This is a genomic window from Streptomyces sp., from assembly GCF_036566765.1.
Lineage (GTDB): Bacteria > Actinomycetota > Actinomycetes > Streptomycetales > Streptomycetaceae > Streptomyces.
On the sequence record NZ_DATCVQ010000591.1, the window covers coordinates 15,589 to 33,100 of the forward strand.

Annotated in this window: 16 protein-coding genes; 3 read left to right on the plus strand and 13 right to left on the minus strand. The window is 71.6% G+C overall.

The annotated features are described in order from the left end of the window. Window positions 1-35: 35 nt before the first annotated feature. The 3 genes from VIU94_RS34240 to leuA form a co-directional block, all read right to left on the minus strand. Entirely contained in the window at window positions 36-2,111 is a 2,076-nt protein-coding gene (locus VIU94_RS34240) for an MMPL family transporter (protein WP_331917627.1), read from the minus strand. Between the two features lie 163 nt (window positions 2,112-2,274). Next, window positions 2,275-2,967, minus strand: a complete 693-nt coding sequence (locus VIU94_RS34245; protein ID WP_331917629.1) for a TerB family tellurite resistance protein — start codon at window positions 2,965-2,967, stop codon at window positions 2,275-2,277. A 185-nt stretch (window positions 2,968-3,152) separates the two neighbouring features. Then, window positions 3,153-4,925 (minus strand): 2-isopropylmalate synthase, encoded by a 1,773-nt coding sequence (gene leuA, locus VIU94_RS34250; RefSeq protein WP_331917631.1) that lies wholly within the window; start codon window positions 4,923-4,925, stop codon window positions 3,153-3,155. A 295-nt stretch (window positions 4,926-5,220) separates the two neighbouring features. On the opposite strand from leuA, the gene VIU94_RS34255 reads away from it, so the two are divergent. Together VIU94_RS34255 and VIU94_RS34260 are read left to right on the plus strand one after the other, a co-directional pair. Then, on the plus strand, window positions 5,221-6,285 hold the full coding sequence (locus VIU94_RS34255) for a M4 family metallopeptidase (RefSeq protein ID WP_331917633.1): 1,065 nt from the start codon (window positions 5,221-5,223) through the stop codon (window positions 6,283-6,285). A gap of 3 nt (window positions 6,286-6,288) precedes the next feature. Then, window positions 6,289-6,558: a protealysin inhibitor emfourin gene (locus VIU94_RS34260; RefSeq protein WP_331917635.1), complete on the plus strand. Its 270-nt coding sequence runs from the start codon at window positions 6,289-6,291 to the stop codon at window positions 6,556-6,558. A 50-nt stretch (window positions 6,559-6,608) separates the two neighbouring features. Here VIU94_RS34260 and era read toward each other — a convergent pair whose 3' ends face one another. The 5 genes from era to VIU94_RS34285 form a co-directional block, all read right to left on the minus strand. Next, window positions 6,609-7,550 (minus strand): GTPase Era, encoded by a 942-nt coding sequence (era, locus tag VIU94_RS34265; protein WP_331917637.1) that lies wholly within the window; start codon window positions 7,548-7,550, stop codon window positions 6,609-6,611. A gap of 49 nt (window positions 7,551-7,599) precedes the next feature. Further along, on the minus strand, window positions 7,600-8,553 hold the full coding sequence (locus VIU94_RS34270) for a COG1470 family protein (protein ID WP_331917639.1): 954 nt from the start codon (window positions 8,551-8,553) through the stop codon (window positions 7,600-7,602). A 114-nt stretch (window positions 8,554-8,667) separates the two neighbouring features. After that, a complete protein-coding gene (locus VIU94_RS34275; protein WP_331917641.1) occupies window positions 8,668-10,005 on the minus strand; it encodes a beta-xylosidase in 1,338 nt (445 codons plus the stop codon). A 226-nt stretch (window positions 10,006-10,231) separates the two neighbouring features. Beyond that, the gene (locus tag VIU94_RS34280; RefSeq protein ID WP_331917643.1) at window positions 10,232-10,594 is read right to left on the minus strand and encodes a cytidine deaminase-like protein; all 363 of its coding nucleotides are present in this window, start codon (window positions 10,592-10,594) and stop codon (window positions 10,232-10,234) included. A 27-nt stretch (window positions 10,595-10,621) separates the two neighbouring features. Further along, a complete protein-coding gene (locus VIU94_RS34285) occupies window positions 10,622-11,443 on the minus strand; it encodes a helix-turn-helix transcriptional regulator (RefSeq protein ID WP_414721059.1) in 822 nt (273 codons plus the stop codon). Between the two features lie 158 nt (window positions 11,444-11,601). Here VIU94_RS34285 and VIU94_RS34290 point away from each other — a divergent pair, with 158 nt between their 5' ends. Continuing rightward, a complete protein-coding gene (locus VIU94_RS34290; RefSeq protein WP_331917647.1) occupies window positions 11,602-12,996 on the plus strand; it encodes an MFS transporter in 1,395 nt (464 codons plus the stop codon). 19 nt (window positions 12,997-13,015) lie between these two features. Here VIU94_RS34290 and VIU94_RS34295 read toward each other — a convergent pair whose 3' ends face one another. The 5 genes from VIU94_RS34295 to VIU94_RS34315 form a co-directional block, all read right to left on the minus strand. Beyond that, window positions 13,016-13,369 (minus strand): MmcQ/YjbR family DNA-binding protein, encoded by a 354-nt coding sequence (locus VIU94_RS34295; RefSeq protein WP_331917649.1) that lies wholly within the window; start codon window positions 13,367-13,369, stop codon window positions 13,016-13,018. Between the two features lie 13 nt (window positions 13,370-13,382). Then, the gene (locus VIU94_RS34300; protein ID WP_331917651.1) at window positions 13,383-14,684 is read right to left on the minus strand and encodes a hemolysin family protein; all 1,302 of its coding nucleotides are present in this window, start codon (window positions 14,682-14,684) and stop codon (window positions 13,383-13,385) included. Between the two features lie 19 nt (window positions 14,685-14,703). Then, window positions 14,704-15,207 (minus strand): rRNA maturation RNase YbeY, encoded by a 504-nt coding sequence (gene ybeY / locus VIU94_RS34305; RefSeq protein ID WP_331917653.1) that lies wholly within the window; start codon window positions 15,205-15,207, stop codon window positions 14,704-14,706. Between the two features lie 12 nt (window positions 15,208-15,219). Continuing rightward, a complete protein-coding gene (locus VIU94_RS34310) occupies window positions 15,220-16,248 on the minus strand; it encodes a PhoH family protein (RefSeq protein ID WP_331917655.1) in 1,029 nt (342 codons plus the stop codon). Between the two features lie 133 nt (window positions 16,249-16,381). Continuing rightward, complete coding sequence (locus VIU94_RS34315) at window positions 16,382-17,500, minus strand: carbohydrate kinase family protein (RefSeq protein ID WP_331917657.1); 1,119 nt, start codon at window positions 17,498-17,500, stop codon at window positions 16,382-16,384. Between the last annotated feature and the right edge of the window lie 12 nt (window positions 17,501-17,512).

The following is a 17,512-nucleotide window of genomic DNA, read 5'->3' on the forward strand; positions in this document are numbered from 1 at the left end:
GGGCTGTTGACAGCCCCCTCCCTTGTGCCTGTCGCTCAGACCCCGGCGGGGGTCCGGTCGGGTTCCGGCCGGGCGGCCGCGGGGCGGCGGGCCAGCGGGCCGGGCCACCACACCTTCCGGTTCAGCAGCACGCTCGCGCCGGTCACGAGGTAGGTGCGGACGAGGAAGGTGTCGAGCAGGACGCCGATCGCGATCACGAGGCCCAGCTCGGCCAGTTGCACCATCGGCATGTTGACGAGGACGGCGAAGGTGGCGGCGAGGACGAGGCCGGCCGAGGCGATCACCCCGCCGGTGGTGCGCAGCGCGGTGAGCGCCGCGATCCGCGGCTCGGTGCCGTCCAGGCACTCCTCGCGCATCCGGTGCATCAGGAAGATGCCGTAGTCGACGCCGAGGGCGACGAGGAAGACGAAGGAGAGCAGCGGCAGGCCGGGGTCGGTGCCCTCGAAGCCGAGGAGCGGTTCGAAGACCAGGCCGCCGATGCCGAGGGCCGCGCCCCAGACGGCGACGACCGCGGCGACCAGGATCAGCGGGGCGACCAGGCTGCGCAGGAGCAGCATCAGGACGATCAGGACCGCGCCGAGGACGAGCGGCACGACGACGTTCCGGTCGCGGGCGCTGGTCTCGTCCAGGTCGAGTTGCTCGGCGCTCGGGCCGCCGACGAACGCGACCGCGCCGAGGTCCGCCCGCAGGTCCTTGATGGTGGCCGTCTCACCGGCCGTCTGCGGCGCGGACCCGGCGATGACGGAGATCTCCGTCCAGCCGCCGCCGCTGCGGCCGCGCTCGGCGGTCAGCACCCCGTCGGCGGCGCGGGCCGTCCGCAGGGCCTTGTCCGCGACCGGGGTCCGGGCGATGACGGTGATCGGCTGGCTGCCCCGCTCCGGGTACGCGGCGGCCAGCGTCTCCATCGCGGAGATCGACTCCGGGGTGGTGGTGAAGGAATCCTGTTGCTTCAGCGCACCGGGCAGGTTGAACGTGCCGAGCGCGAGCGCCGCCAGCGCGGCGGCTCCGGCGACCAGGACCGCGACGGGGCGGCGGCCCGCGGAGCCGCCCATGGCGACGAACAGCGAGCGGCGCGGGGCCTTCGGCTCGCTGCCGTACGCCGGGACCAGCGGCCAGAACACCCGGCGGCCGAGGACCACGAGGAGCGCGGGCAGCAGCGTCATCATGGCGGCCAGCGCGCACAGCACGCCGACGGCGGCCGTCGGGCCCATGCCCCGCATGCTGTTCATGTCGGCGGCGAGCAGGCAGAACATGCCGACGGTGACCGTGCCGGCGGAGGCGAGGACGGCCGGGCCGCAGCCGCGCACGGCGGTGACCATGGCGTCGTACGGGCGGGGGGTGCGGCGCAGTTCCTCGCGGTAGCGGGCGACGAGCAGCAGCGCGTAGTCCGTGCCGGCGCCGAAGACCAGGATCGTCATGACGCCCGTGCTCTGGCCCGAGACGGAGATGTCGAAGCCCTGGTGGAGGGCGTAGGTGACGGCCCTCGAGAGGAAGTTCGCGACGCCGGCGACGATCAGCGGCACCAGCCACAGGAAGGGGCTGCGGTAGATCAGCACGAGCAGGATCGCGACGACCGCGACGGTCGTGTACAGCAGCGGCCCGTCGAGGGAGCCGTAGACCTCGCCCGCGTCCGTGGCGAGCGCCCCGGGGCCGCCGACCTCGGCGGTGACGGTCTCCCGGACGTCCTTCACGAGCGCGTCGCGGGCCTCCTCGTCGGTGCCGGGCTCGGTGCTGGACAGCGCGTACATCAGCGTCGTGCCGTCCTTGGACGGCACCGGCCGCGGGGCGGCGGTCAGCGGGTGCGCGGCGGCGACCTCGGCCACCTCGCGGGCGGCGTCCGCCCGGTCCGCGGCGGTGAGTCCGCCGTCGCGGCGGTAGACGAGCACGAGGTCGGTCGACTCGCCGCCGGGCAGCTGCTCGGCGATCACAGCGACCTGGGTGGAGTCGGCGCTGCTCGGCAGGTAGTCGACGGGGCGGTTCTTCTCGACGTCGCCGAGCTTGCCGGCGAACGGCGCGGCGAGCGCGATCACGATCACCCACAGGGCCAGCAGCCCCCAGGGGACCGCGCGCCGCCCCCTGCGTTCCTCGATCGTCCTGTTCGGGGCCCCCATGACGGCCCTCCCTCCGTATCGCCCGATGCGTCGATCCCAGAGTCCCGGCGGGGGCGGCCGGAAACGTCGGACCAGTGACGGAGATGGGCGGTACCACCGGGGGCGTGGGAGGGCAGCGACTACTCCCCGGGGAGTAGGGCGGGGTGGACGGGGCCGCGGGGAGCTACAGCGGCGTCCGTGCCTCCGCCATCAGCCGGGCCGTGTCGTCCGCGCCGAGCGACAGCGCATTGCCGACGGTGGTCAGCACGTCCCGCTCGGACACCGTGTACGCGCCGTCCGCGAGCGCGATCCGCGCGCCCTGGAGCAGGATCGACTCCCGCCCGGCCGGGGCGAGGTGCGGGGAGAGCGGCTCCAGCGCCTCGTGCAGCTCGATGGCGAGCGCCGCCCCGCACGGCCCGGCGTCCGGGATGAACCGGCCGGTGTCGGCGGCGAGGGCCTCGACGAGATCGGTCAGCTGGACGGCCGTACAGCCGTCGAACCCGGCGGCGCGGACCGCGACGACCGCCGTGTCCACGGCCGTGCGCGAGGAGGTGCCGCCGGCCGCGAGGACGGCGAGCGCGACGGTGTGCACCGCGTCCCGCAGCATCGCGGCGAACCGGGAGGTCGTGGGGTGGTCGAGGGCGTCGGTGCCGAAGTGGTTCTGGCAGGCCGCGCATTCGATGACCGGCCCGGCGAAGCCTCGCGGCAGCAACGGGACGCCGAGGACCGCGAAGCGCCGACGGCCCGTACGGCGACGGTAGTTGCGGTCACCGCCGCAGTCGGGGCAGAAGAACTCGCCGTCCCCCACCGTGTTCCACGAGGTGCGAATGCCGCAGACGCGCACTTTTCGCCCCTCGCCACCTCGAAGTGAGCGCACGCCGCACCTCCGTCGTGTTGCAGCAACGTTGCTGGGTGAGCGTGATGTTAGCCACATCCGTGATGTGGCGTCAGCACCCCGTCATCAGTTCGCCACCGAGATGGCCGAGACACGCCATGGGCCGTGCACGGAAAAGGGAGTGCCCCGCGTCCCTCGTACGAAGGACGCGGGGCACTCCCGGGGCGTCAGCGCGCGGAGCGGTTGACCGCCGAGATGACCGCCTTCAGCGAGGCACGCGTGGTGTTGGCGTCGATGCCGATGCCCCACAGGACCTTGCCGTCGATGGCGCACTCGATGTACGAAGCGGCCTGCGCGGACGCGCCCTCGCTCATCGTGTGCTCCTGGTAGTCCAGCAGTCGGGCGTCCACGCCGATCGACTGCAGCGCGGCGAAGAAGGCCGAGATCGGACCGTTGCCGGAGCCGCTCAGCACGGTGTCCGCGCCGTCCACGACCGCCTCGACGGTCAGGGTGTCGGTGCCGTCCGTGTCGGAGGTGGTCTGACCGGAGCGCAGCTGGATGCGGCCCCATCGAGCCGCAGCGTTGCCGGGGTTCGGCAGGTACTCGTCCTGGAAGACCGACCAGATCTCCTTCGGCGTGACCTCGCCGCCCTCGGCGTCCGTCTTCGCCTGGATGATCCGCGAGAACTCGATCTGCATCCGGCGCGGCAGGTCCAGCTTGTGGTCGTTCTTCAGGACGTACGCGATTCCGCCCTTGCCGGACTGCGAGTTGACCCGGATGACGGCCTCGTAGGAGCGGCCCACGTCCTTCGGGTCGATCGGCAGGTACGGGACCGCCCACTCGATGTCGTCCACAGTCTTGCCCTGGGCGGCCGCGTCGGCCTCCATGGCGTCGAAGCCCTTCTTGATGGCGTCCTGGTGGGAGCCGGAGAAGGCGGTGTAGACCAGGTCGCCCGCGTAGGGGTGGCGCGGGTGGACTTCCATCTGGTTGCAGTACTCGCTGGTCCGGCGGATCTCGTCGATCTGCGAGAAGTCGATCTGCGGGTCGACGCCCTGCGAGAACAGGTTCATGCCCAGCGTCACCAGGTCGACGTTGCCGGTCCGCTCGCCCTGCCCGAACAGGCAGCCCTCGATGCGGTCCGCGCCGGCCATGATCGCCAGCTCGGCCGCCGCGACCGCGGTGCCGCGGTCGTTGTGCGGGTGCACGGACAGGCAGACGTGCTCGCGGCGGGTCAGATTGCGGGACATCCACTCGAAGCGGTCCGCGTGCGTGGACGGCGTCGAACGCTCCACCGTGGCGGGCAGGTTCAGGATGATCTCGCGGCCCGGGCCGGGCTGCCAGACGTCGCAGACCGCCTCGCAGACCTCCAGGGCGAAGTCCAGCTCGGTGTCCGTGAAGATCTCCGGGCTGTACTGGTAGCCGAAGGTCGTCTCCGGGCCCAGCAGCTTCTCGGCGTACTCCATCACCAGCCGGGTGCCGTCCACCGCGATCTGCTTGATGTCGTCCTTCGAGCCGCGGAAGACGACCCGGCGGAAGGTGGGCGCGGTGGCGTTGTACAGGTGCACGGTGGCGCGCTTGGCGCCGACCAGGGACTCCACGGTCCGCTCGATCAGGTCCTCACGGGCCTGCGTCAGCACGGAGATGGTGACGTCGTCCGGGATCGCACCCTCTTCGATGATGGAGCGGACGAAGGCGAAGTCGGTGTCGCCGGAGGACGGGAAGCCGACCTCGATCTCCTTGTAGCCCATGCGTACCAGCAGGTCGAACATCTCGCGCTTGCGAGCCGGGCTCATCGGGTCGATCAGGGCCTGGTTGCCGTCGCGCAGATCCGTGGACAGCCAGCGCGGCGCCTTGGTGATGCGCTGATCGGGCCAGGTGCGGTCGGGGATCTCGACGGCCTCGTACTGCCCGTACTTGTGAATGGGCATTCCGGACGGCTTCTGCAGCTGCGTCGCGGTGGTGACAGGCGTCGGACGGCTGACGAACGGAGACTGGGACATTTGCGTTGGGCTCCTCGGGTCCTACGGGAGGGACGGCCGACTGTCGAACGCAACACCAGGTCCCGCGGGGAGGGGGTCGGCCTACGACTACAGGCCCTCGCCGCGGCAGCTAAGGAGAAGCAGCCCGAAACGCATGATGTGGAGAACCATAGCCGAGGCCCGCTGGAGGCGGACGTCTCGTTTCAGTATGCGGGACGGCGTCGGAGTCAAGGCCGAAATGTGGCTCATCACTCCATTTCGCCAATCACGCTCGCAGGTAGTGACACTTCAGTGACGTAGTGCCACGCTCCGGAGCATGGATTCCCTTCACCGAGTGCACCCCGTCTTCTGCACGATCGTGCCGCCGCACCTGCTCGACCGGCTCGCCCGGGCCGAGAACGCGGCGGTCTCCGCGGCCGCGCGCCGCACCCTCATCGCCGACTCCGCGCTCCGCCAGCAGCGTGGCCTGACCACCGTCCTGGGCGCTCGGTCCATGGCCGCCGGAGCGGAGGCCGGCGTCCCGAACCGCAGCATCCACGACGCCGAGCACGGCACGAAGCTGCCGGGCACGCTGGTCCGCGGCGAGGGCGACGACGCCACTCAGGACGCCACCGTCAACCGCGCGTACGGCGGGCTCGGCGCGACCTTCGAGCTGTTCAAGGCCGCCTACGGGCGCGACTCGATCGACGGCGCCGGGCTGCCGCTGGTCGCGACCGTCCACTACGACGAGAACTACGGCAACGCCTTCTGGGACGGCGAGCAGATGGTGTTCGGCGACGGGGACGGGGAGATCTTCCTCGACTTCACCCTGCCGGTCGACGTCATCGGCCACGAGCTCGCCCACGGCTTCACCCAGTACACCGCCAACCTGACCTACTACGGCCAGCCGGGCGCGCTCAACGAGTCCGTCTCGGACGTGTTCGGCTCCCTGGTCAAGCAGTACGCCCTCGGCCAGAACGCCGAGCAGGCCGACTGGCTGATCGGGGCGGGCCTGCTGCACGAGAACGTCCAGGGCGTCGCGCTGCGCTCCATGAAGGCCCCGGGCACCGCGTACGACGACGACGTCCTCGGCAAGGACCCCCAGCCGGCGACGATGGACGACTACGTGACCACCGGCCGGGACAACGGCGGGGTGCACATCAACTCCGGCATCCCGAACCACGCCTTCTACCTGCTGGCCACCGCGCTCGGCGGCAACGCCTGGGAGCGGGCCGGGCAGATCTGGTTCGACGTGCTGACCGGCGGCGTCCTGGAGTCCGACGCGAAGTTCAAGGACTTCGCCAAGGCGACGGTCGCGGCCGCCGCCGACCGGTACGGCCAGGGCGCGGAGCACGAGGCCGTGGTGAAGGCGTGGTCGCAGGTGGGAGTGGGTACCGAGTAACCCATGCGCATCCAGGTACGTCGCACGGGCGGGTTCGCGGGCATCGAGCGATACGCCGAGGTGGACACCTCGGGACGGCCCGACGCCACGCAGTGGGAGGCCCTGGCCAACCGCGCCCTCGTCCCGCACCGCGAAGGGACCACGGAGTCCGTGGTCCCGGACGGCTTCAGCTACGAGATCACGGTCGACGGGCGGTCGGTGAGCTGCCGGGACCCGCACGTGACGCACGAGCAGCGGGAGCTGATCCGGATGGTGCTGAAGGAGGGCGCGTAGGGTTTTCCGCCCTGGCCTTCTGCCCTGGCCTTCTGCCCTGGCTTTCTGCCCTAGAAGCCCAGCTTGCGGAGCTGCTTGGGGTCCCGCTGCCAGTCCTTCGCGACCTTCACGTGCAGGTCGAGGAAGACCGGGGTCCCGAGCAGCGCCTCGATGTGCTTGCGGGACTTCGTCCCGACCTCCTTGAGGCGGCTGCCCTTGGGGCCGATGATGATCCCCTTCTGACTGGGGCGCTCGATGTAGACGTTCGCGTGGATGTCGAGCAGCGGCCGGTCCGCGGGGCGGTTCTCGCGCGGCAGCATCTCCTCGACGACGACCGCGATCGAGTGCGGCAGCTCGTCCCGTACGCCTTCGAGCGCCGCCTCGCGGATCAGCTCGGCGACCATGACCATCTCCGGCTCGTCGGTGAGGTCGCCCTCCGGGTAGAGCGGCGGGGACTCCGGGAGGAGCGGGATCAGCAGGTCGGCGACGAGCTGGACCTGCTTGTCGCCGACGGCCGAGACCGGCACGATCTGCTGCCACTCGAAGCCCAGCTCCTTGCCGAGCTGGTCGATGGCGATGAGCTGCTCGGCGAGGGTCTTGGAGTCGACCAGGTCGGTCTTGGTGATGATCGCGACCTTGGGGGTCTTCTTGATCTCGGCGAGCTCCTTGGCGATGAAGCGGTCGCCGGGGCCGAGCTTCTCGTTGGCCGGCAGGCAGAAGCCGATCACGTCGACCTCGGCCCACGTCGTGCGCACGATGTCGTTGAGGCGCTCGCCGAGCAGGGTGCGCGGCTTGTGGAGGCCCGGCGTGTCCACCAGGATCAGCTGGGCGTCCGGGCGGTGCACGATGCCGCGGACGGTGTGCCGGGTGGTCTGCGGCCGGTTGGAGGTGATCGCCACCTTCTGGCCGACCAGAGCGTTCGTGAGGGTGGACTTGCCCGCGTTGGGGCGGCCGACGAAGCAGGCGAAGCCGGCCCGGTGGTCGGCTTCGGTTTCTGGGGTGCGAGCGCTCATGAGGGCCATTGTCCCCGATGCGGGACCCCACCACGTACCGCGTACGCGCTCAGCGCCCGGACGGCATGCCGCGGCGGCGCAGCAGCCACCATCCGCCGGCCCCGGTCCCGGTCGTGAGCAGGACGACGCCGACCAGCCACGGCAGGGCCAGGAACGAGGCGTGCGCGGACTCGCGGACGTCCTTGGCGGTGGCCGTGAGAGTCACCTGCCCCCAGTCGAACTGGGGGGCGTCGGCCCAGCGCTCGGTGAGCCGGATCTTCTGCCGGGGCAGCAGCTCGGAGGGGATCTTCGCGAGGTTCCGGTCGAGCAGGGTCCGCCCGAAGACGCCCTCGGCGCGCAGCGCGACCCGCGGGTTGAGGGTCACGTTGCCGCGATTGTGCAGCGTGTACGAGACGAGGGCGCTGCTCTCGCGGGCGCCGGGGACGAGCGGCCGGTCCTGGTCGAGGGTGACGTCCTCGACGGAGAGCGCGGGGACAGTGGGCCCGTTGACCCGCAGATAGACGCGGGCCCCTACGGCGCGCTGCACGCCGACCGCGACGGAGCCGCTGCCGCCGGGCGCGATCCGCTCGTCGAGGGCGACGACGGCCCCGGGGTGGTCGCCGGGCTCGGCGTCGGCGGGGACGGTCAGCGTGAAGGGGACGGTCACGTGGCCGCGGGCGGGCACGGTCACCCGCTCGCTGCCGAGCCTGATCCAGGCCCCGGCGCCGGTCTGCTTCTCGCCGCGGGTACGGACGGCGAAGCCGCCGTCGCGCTCGGTGTTGTACGCGTCGGCGCCGTAGAGGCGGAAGGTCAGCGGGGCGGCGGTCTTGTTGCTGACGGTGACCCTGTCGGCGATCGTGCCGCCGGTGTCGGCGGAGAGGTAGAAGTACGGGCGGCCGCCCAGCTCGGAGGCGGCGGGGAACACGGCCCACTCGCCGTTCTCGGCGGCGCGGGCGGTGGTCCCGGGCGCGGCGAGCAGCAGCGCGGCGAGGAGGGCGACGAGCAGCGCGGACGTTTTGCGCACGGTGTGGAACTCCCGGGGTCGGAGGCGGGCCGACCGGGTGCGCGCCCGGCCCGCTGTATTTTTCGTCGTGCCCCTCCGGGGCGCTTCAGCGTCCCTTCGGTTCACTCCTGTCGGTCACGTGAGGGTCAGGGTGAGCAGACCGGAGTACGCGCCGGGGGCCGTGAACGCCGGGACGTCCAGGGAGACCTTGGCGTCCACGGTGAACTCACCGCCGGTGACCGTGCCGTTCGGTGTGGAGGCGAGGGTCGCCCCGCCGCCGCCCACCGGTCCGGCCGAGCCCGGGACACAGGTGCTGGGGCTGCCGGCCTTGGTGGTGCAGGCCGGGGTCCAGCTCAGCCGGCCCGCGCCGATGGCGCCGCCCGGTCCGGTGAAGTCGGTGACCTTGCCGGTCAGGGACCAGCCCGCGGGGCCGCCGCGGAAGTCCTTGACGGTGACCGTCTTCAGGTCGCCGGCCGCCGCGCCGCCCTGGCCGAAGTCGACGGACGACAGCTGGACGGTGTCACCGGCCTGGGTCATCGACAGCTGGCCCGCGGTGACCGCCGTGTTCAGCTTCTGGCTGTTCGGCGGCGGCGGGGTGTCGTCGATCACGGTGTACGTCACCGGCCCGGCCCCCTTCTCGGGGTCCCAGGCCGCGCCCTCGTACGCCACGATCCCGCTGGTCGCCTTGTCGTTGACCGTCAGGCGTGCGACGAAGCCGCCCGCGCTGTCCGTCGTGACCGTCATCTTGTCGGCGGTCTCGGCGGCCCCGGCCCTGCCGACGAGGGTGACCTCGGCGAGCGGGGTGAACTTGGCGCCGGTGACGGTGACCCGTTCGCCCGGCGCGCCGGAGGCGGTGCCGAGCTGGAGCGAGCGCTCGTTGGCGCCCGGCTGCGCCGTCGCGACGACCGTCTCGGAGACCGGTGCGGGCGGGTTGGTGACGGTGCAGGGAGTGTCCAGCTCCATGATGTAGCTGGTGTGGATGTTGTAGTCGCCGGGCGACAGGGTGATCGAGCCGGGCTGGGTGACCGTGAAGGTGCCGGTCATCGAGAACGGCGGGAAGGCGCCCTTGCCGGGGACCGGGTCGTTCTTCTTCGGGCCGGCCACGGTGACGGCGCCGGACTGGGCGCCGCCGAGGGTGACCTTGCCGGTCGGGGTCATGATGTCGGCCGGCAGGGCCAGGTCGACCGGGTTGGACGCGGCGGGCTTGGTCACCTTGTAGGTGACGGTGACCGTGTCGCCGACCTTGGGCGTCGGGTTGTCGACGGTGATCTGGGCGGTGGTGGTGCCGTCGATGGGCGGGATGCCGGCGATCGGCGGCGGCACGCAGTGCGTCGCGAAGTCGACCGGGGCCGACGCGAGCGCCGCCGCGCCGGCCGGGGCGGCGAGGGTGCCGCCGGCGGCGAGCACGAGAGCGGAGACGCCGAAGGCGGCGGTGAAGCGCCGTCTTCGGGTCCTGGTCCGGAGCAATGCCATGTGTGCCCCCTCCTCAGGGATGAGAGGGCGCCATTGACGGCTCCGCCGCAAGAGAAGTCAATGGAATCGAAATGCACCGACTGATGACCCATCAGATACTGTCAAGATCGGCCCACAACGGCACAAAAGCGGAGGAGGGACCGGCATTTCGCCGAGCCCTCCTCCGGAGCGGGTCCGCCGCGACGGCACGCGGGTCCGTCCGCGTCAGCCTTCGCGTCCGTCCGCGTCAGCCCGCGGTGACCGCCGCGCGCAGCGTGCCGTCCGGACCGGCCAGCAGCACCGGGGTCTCCGGGCCGCCGAGGTCGCGTACGGCGGCGCGGTCCGCGTCGGACGCGGCCTCCGCGTTCGAGACGACGGCCGCGGCCTCCAGCGACTGCGCGCCGCTGGCGACGGCCATGGCGACCGCGGTCTGGAGCGCGCTGAGCTTGAGCGAATCCAGGGCGACCGTCCCGGCGACGTAGGTCCGGCCGGTCTCGTCGCGTACCGCCGCACCTTCCGGCACCCCGTTGCGGGCGCGAGCGCTGCGCGCCAGCGTGATGATCTTCAGGTCCTCGGCGCCGAGGTCGCCGTGCTCGCTGCTCAGTGTCATGATCCGAGCATAGGTCGGCGGCCCCGCTCAGCCCGCCACCGGGTACATGGCCCCACGGCGGCCCTCCGGCGACACCAGCCACTCCAGCTTCGCGGCCGTGTCCGCCACCGGCAGCGGGTTGTGCAGCACGATCACGAGGTCAGGGCGGGCGGGCACCCTCAGCTGGGTGGACTCCACGACCAGCTCGCCAACCAGCGGATGCTCCAACTCCTTGCGGTTCTGGCCGCCCGGCAGGATGTCCCGCCGCTCCCACAGCTCGGCGAACTCCGCACTGGCCGCCTTCGCCTCCTCGACCACCGCCAGGAACCCTTCGTCGTCCGGGCACTCCGAGCAGGCGGACCGGAACTGCGCGACGACCCTCGGCGCCAGCTCGGCCCAGCCCTTCGCCCGCGCGCGGTACAGCGGGTCGGTGAAGAAGGCGATCAGGCAGTTCTGCGTGATCTCCGGCCGCATACCGAGCACGATCGCCGCCGCGTCGTTGTACACCACGGCGTTCCAGTACTGGTCCATGATGTGCGCGGGGAACGGCATCCACGTGTCGATGAGCCGCCGCAGCCCCTGGCACATGTCCCGGTCCTCCGGGGCCGGCTCCAGGGCCGGCGGGTTGAGCGCCGCCAGCACGTACAGATGCCGCCGCTCCGCCGGGCTCAGCCGCAGCACCCGCGCCACCGAGTCCAGGACCTGCGGCGAGACGGTGATGTCCCGGCCCTGCTCCAGCCACTGGTACCAGGAGGCGCCCACCCCCGCAAGCACGGCGACCTCCTCGCGGCGCAGTCCGGGCGTACGGCGCCGGGCGCCACCGTCCGGAAGGCCGGCCTCGGCAGGGCTCACCCGGGCCCGACGGTTCATCAGGAACTCGCGCAGTTCTGCCAGTCGGTGCGCCTTCGCGGCGGAGCTCTCCAGTGCCGTGGCCACGTGTGCTTCCTCCCCCTGGATGCCTGGTGGTGCGACCAACAGGATAAGTTCCCGCTCCCCACGGTTGTTCCCGCGACCGGAGAGTGGACGGCATGGCAACCCTGACCACTCCCCCGTCCGCCCCCGCCGCCGACACCGGTCTGACGGGACGCACCCGGCTGATCCTCTTCGTGCTGTGCGCGGCCCAGTTCATGGTGGCGCTCGACTTCTCCGTGCTGAACGTGGCGCTGCCGGCGCTCGGCGCCGACCTCGGACTGAGCCCCTCCGCCCTCCAGTGGGCGGTCACCGCGTTCGCCCTGCCGTCCGGCGGCTTCCTGCTGCTGTCCGGCCGGCTCGGCGACCTCTACGGGCGCAAGAGGCTGTTCCTCGCCGGGCTCGCCCTCTTCGGCGCGGCCTCCCTGCTCGCCACCTTCGCCTGGGACCCGGCCTCCTTCCTGACCGGCCGGGCCCTCCAGGGCCTCGGCGCGGCGGCGATCGTGCCGACCGGCATGTCCCTGCTGACCACCACCTTCCCGGAGGGCCCGCTGCGCGACCGGGCGCTCGGCATCTCCGGCACCCTGCTCTCGCTCGGCTTCACGATCGGCATGGTCCTCGGCGGGGTCATGACCGACACGCTCGGCTGGCGCTCGACGATGGGCCTGCTCTCCGTGTTCACCCTGATCGTGCTGCCACTCGCTCCGGGCCTGCTGCCCGAGTCGCGGACGCCGGAGCGGCCTCGGCTCGACGTGCCTGGCGCGGTGACCGTCACCGGCGCGCTGCTGGCGCTGATCTACGCCCTGTCGACGGCCGCGGAGCGCGGCTTCGGCGGCGCGGACGTGCTGGTCACGCTGGTCGCCGGCATCGCGCTGCTCGTGACGTTCGTAGTGGTGGAGTCCCGGCACGACGCCCCGCTGGTCTCGCTGCCGATGCTGAAGCGGCGCACGGTCGCCTTCGGCAACCTCGGCGGACTGATCACCTTCTCGATGATGTCGACCGTCGTCTTCGTCCTGACGCTCTACCTCCAGCAGACGCTGAAGCTCTCGTCCTTCGCCACCGGCTTGGTCTTCGGCGTGCAGGGCGTCGTCTCGGTCTTCGCCGGGACGGTCGCGCCGAAGGTGATCGGCCGGCTCGGCGCCCGTCGCACCCTGGTGCTCTCGCTCGTCGGGCAGGGCCTGTTCGTGGCGGCGATCCTGGGCATCGGCGCCGAGTCGGGCGCGATCGTCGCCGCGGTCGCGGTCTCGCTGGCGTCCATGTGCCACCTCGGCGCGATCATCTCGTACGGCGTGACCGTCACCTCGGGCGTCCCGGACGAGGAGCAGGGGCTGGCCACCGGTCTGGTGACCACGACGCAGCAGGTCGGCATCACGATCGGCATCCCGCTGCTCGGCGTGCTCGCGACCACGGGCCAGGACCTGTACGGGGGTGTCCGCACCGTCCTCGCCCTGGACGCGGCGATCGTGCTGGCGACGGCGGTCGTGGTCGCCCTGGGGCTGCGGAAGCAGTCCTGACGCCGGGGCCGTGGTCGGGCTACGGGCGGTCCAGCTTCAGCCGCTCCGCGCGGGGCAGGCCGGCGACCACGAGGTCGTACGAGTCCTCGATCAGCTCCCGGACCATCCGCTCCGGGAGCTCGCCCACGGTCACGGTGTTCCAGTGCCGCTTGTTCATGTGGTAGCCGGGCGCGATCGCCGAGTGCTCCTCGCGCAGCCGCACCGCCTCGTCCGGATCGCACTTGAGATTGATCCGCAGCGGCTCCGCGTCCAGCGCGGAGAGCGCGAACATCTTGCCCCGCACCTTGAAGACCGAGGTCTCCGGGGTGAAGGGGAACTCCTCCGTCGCGGCGTTGAAGTCCAGACAGAACGCCCTCAGCTGCTCCGCGTTCACGCATCCTCCTCGTTCACGCGCTCTCCTGCGGATCGGGTTCGGTCTCGGGCTCCACGAGCACGGTCACGATCTTGTTCCGGCGGCCGGCCGGCGACTCCGCCGTCAGCCGCAGCGAGCGCCCGTCGGGCAGCTCGACCACGGACGACGCGCCCGCGATCGGGACCCGGCCGAGCGCCTTCGCGAGCAGGCCGCCGACCGTCTCGACGTCCTCGTCGTCGTACTCGTCCGCGCCGAAGCCGTAGAGCTCGCCGAGGTCGCCGATGTCCAGCCGGGCCGTGACCCGGTAGCGGTCGTCGCCCAGCTCCTGGACCGGCGGCAGCTCGCGGTCGTACTCGTCGGTGATCTCGCCGACGATCTCCTCCAGGATGTCCTCGATCGTGACGATGCCGGCCGTGCCGCCGTACTCGTCGATCACCACGGCCACGTGGTTGCGCTCCTGCTGCATCTCGCGCAGCAGATCGCCGGCGTTCTTCGTGTCGGGCACGAACGCGGCCGAGCGCATCGCCGTCGAGACGAGGTCCGCCTCCGCCTCGCGGTTGATGTGCGTCTTGCGGACCAGGTCCTTGAGATAGACGATGCCGACGATGTCGTCCTCGTTCTCCCCGGTGACCGGGATCCGCGAGAAACCGGAGCGCAGCGCGAGCGTCATCGCCTGACGGATCGTCTTGTACCGCTCGATGCAGACCAGGTCGGTGCGCGGCACCATCACCTCGCGTACGAGGGTGTCGCCGAGCTCGAAGACCGAGTGCACCATCCGGCGCTCCTCGTCCTCGATCAGCGACTCCTGCTCGGCCAGGTCGACCATCGCCCGCAGCTCCGCCTCGGAGGCGAAGGGGCCCTTGCGGAAGCCCTTGCCGGGGGTGAGCGCATTGCCGATGAGGATCAGCAGCTGCGGGATCGGGCCCATCACGCGGGCCAGCGGCAGCAGCACGTACGCGGCCGCCGTCGCCGTGTTCAGCGGGTGCTGGCGGCCGATGGTGCGCGGCGAGACGCCGACGGCGACGTACGACACGAGCACCATGACGGCGATCGCGACCAGCAGCGCCTCCCAGGTCTCCGAGAAGGCCTCCAGGCAGGCGTACGTGACGAGAACGCCGGCCGCCATCTCGCAGGCGACCCGGACCAGCAGCGCCACGTTGAGATAGCGGGTGGGGTCGGCGGCGACCTGGGCGAGCTTGTCCGCGCCGCGCCGCCCGGACCGTACGGCCTCGGCGGCGCGGAAGCTGGAGACCCGGGCGAGCCCGGCCTCGGCGCAGGCCGCCAGCCAGGCGACCACGACCAGCGCGACCGCGCCGAGGATCAGTGAAGCGTCCATCGGGGACCCGGAACCGGGCTCAGGAGACGGTCGGAGCCGGGGACGGGCCGGTCAGGCCCTTCTCCGCGCGCCAACCGTCGACGATCGCCGCCTGGAGGCCGAACATCTCGGCCTTCTCCTCGGGCTCCTCGTGGTCGTAGCCGAGCAGGTGCAGCACTCCATGCACGGTGAGCAGCTGCAGCTCCTCGTCCATGGAGTGCCCCGTCGGCGCGTCCTCGCCCTGCTTCTTGGCGACCTCCGGGCAGAGCACGATGTCGCCGAGGAGCCCCTGCGGGGGCTCCGCGTTGTCGTCGTCCTTCGCCGGCGGACGCAGCTCGTCCATCGGGAAGGACATGACGTCGGTCGGGCCCGGCAGGTCCATCCACTGGATGTGGAGCTGCTCCATCGCCTCCGCGTCCACGACGATCACCGAGAGCTCGGAGAGCGGGTGGATGCGCATCCGAGCCAGCGCGTAGCGGGCGATGTCGAGGATCGCCTGCTCGTCGACCTCGGTTCCGGACTCGTTGTTGACGTCGATCGACATGGTGCGCTGTGACTACTTCCCGTTGGAGCCGTTCCGGCTGTCGTACTGCTCGTACGCGTCGACGATACGGCCGACGAGCTTGTGCCGGACGACATCCTGCGACGTGAGCATCGAGAAGTGGACGTCCGGGACGCCGTCCAGGATGTCGCGGACCTGTCGCAGACCGCTCTTCGTACCGCCGGGCAGGTCGACCTGGGTCACGTCACCGGTGATGACGATCTTCGAGTCGAAGCCGAGGCGGGTGAGGAACATCTTCATCTGCTCGGGGTTCGTGTTCTGCGCCTCGTCGAGGATGATGAACGCGTCGTTGAGCGTCCGTCCTCGCATGTACGCCAGCGGCGCGACCTCGATCGTCCCGCTGGCCATCAGCTTCGGGATCGAGTCGGGGTCGAGCATGTCGTGCAGCGCGTCGTAGAGCGGCCGCAGGTACGGGTCGATCTTCTCGTAGAGCGTGCCGGGCAGGAAGCCGAGCCGCTCGCCCGCCTCGACGGCCGGCCGGGTCAGGATGATCCGGGTGACCTGCTTGGACTGCAGGGCCTGGACCGCCTTGGCCATGGCCAGGTACGTCTTGCCGGTGCCGGCGGGGCCGATGCCGAAGACGATGGTGTGCTTGTCGATCGCGTCGACGTAGCGCTTCTGGTTGAGCGTCTTGGGCCGGATCGTGCGGCCGCGGCTGGAGAGGATGTTCTGGGTGAGCACCTCCGCCGGGGTCTCCTGGCCGTCCCCCTGCCCGTTCTCGCTCGCCCTGAGCATGGCGATCGAGCGTTCCACTGCGTCCTCCGTCATCGGCTGACCGGTGCGGAGCACCAGCATCATCTCGTCGAACAGGCGCTGGATCAGAGCGACTTCCGCCGCCTCACCGGTCGCGCTGACTTCGTTGCCCCGGACATGGATGTCGGCGGCCGGGAACGCCTTCTCGATCACGCGGAGCAGGGAGTCGCCGGAACCGAGAACGGTCACCATCGGGTGCTTGGCGGGCACGGTGAACCGGGCTTGGGCCTGCCCCGGCACTTTCTCGTGGGCTGTGGATGTCTGAGTCATGGGCCGGCACTGTGGCCTGCACATACCTCCCGTTGCAGGGTTCTCGCTGCTCGACAACCTCTCGGGTACCAAGCCTACGACTTGTCACTGACAAGGCCGAAGCCTTTTACGCGGGCCCTTCTCGGCGGGCCCTTCAGGCGGGGGCGGCGCGGAAGCCGATGGTCGGGACGGCGCGGCGCAGCGGCCAGGGGCGGGCCTCGGCGGGCAGCAGCCCCTCCAGGAAGGCGTACCGGTCGCGCAGCGCCGCCGGGTCCTGGCCGGCGTGTTCCCGGGCCTTGTGCCACCAGGCCGCGACCTCGCCCCAGCCGGGCGCGGAGAGGGAGCCGCCGAACTCCTGCACGGACAGCGCGGCGATCAGGCCGGCGAAGGCGAGCCGGTCGGCGAGCGGCCAGCCGGCCAGGGTGCCGGTGACGAACCCGGCGACGAAGACGTCCCCGGCGCCGGTCGGGTCGAGCGCGGAGACCTGGATCGCCGGGACCTCGGCGGTCTCGCCGGTGCCGCCGTCGACCGCGTACGCCCCCTCCGCGCCGAGCGTGACGACCGCGTACCGGACCTTGTCCGCGAGGGCCCGGGCGGCGGCCCGCGGGCAGTCGGTCCGGGTGTAGCGCATCGCCTCCTCGGCGTTCGGCAGGAACGCCTCGCAGTGGTCCAGGTCGGCCAGCCCGGCCAGGTCCCAGCGGCCGGTCTCGTCCCAGCCGACGTCGCCGAAGATCCGGGCCCCGGAGCCGGCGGCGCGGGCGATCCACTCCTCGCTGCGGCCGGGCGCGAGGGAGGCGACGGCGGCGCGGGCGTGCGGCGGGTACGCGGGGAGTGCGACGCCGTCCAGCGGCGGGGCGTCGTGGCCGTGCGACACCATGGTGCGCTCGCCCTCGTACGCCATGGAGACGGTGACCGGGGAGTGCCAGCCGGGGATCGTCCGGGACAGCGAGAGGTCGATGCCCTCGCCCTGCTCCAGGGCGTCCCAGCAGTACTCGCCGTAGTGGTCGTCGCCGAAAGCGGCGGCGAGCGAGGTGCGCAGCCCGAGCCGGGCGAGCGCGGTGGCCATGTTGGCGACGCCGCCGGGGCTGGAGCCCATGCCCCGGGCCCAGGACTCGGTGCCGCGCACGGGCGCGCTGTCGAGCCCGGTGAAGATGATGTCCAGGAAGACCATGCCGGTCAGGAAGACGTCGCAGGGCGGGTCGGCGGGGCCGCGCACGAGGCCCAACGGGTCGACTCCGGCGGTGCGTTCTCTGTCAGCTCCCTGGGTGGTCACGGCAGGCTCCCC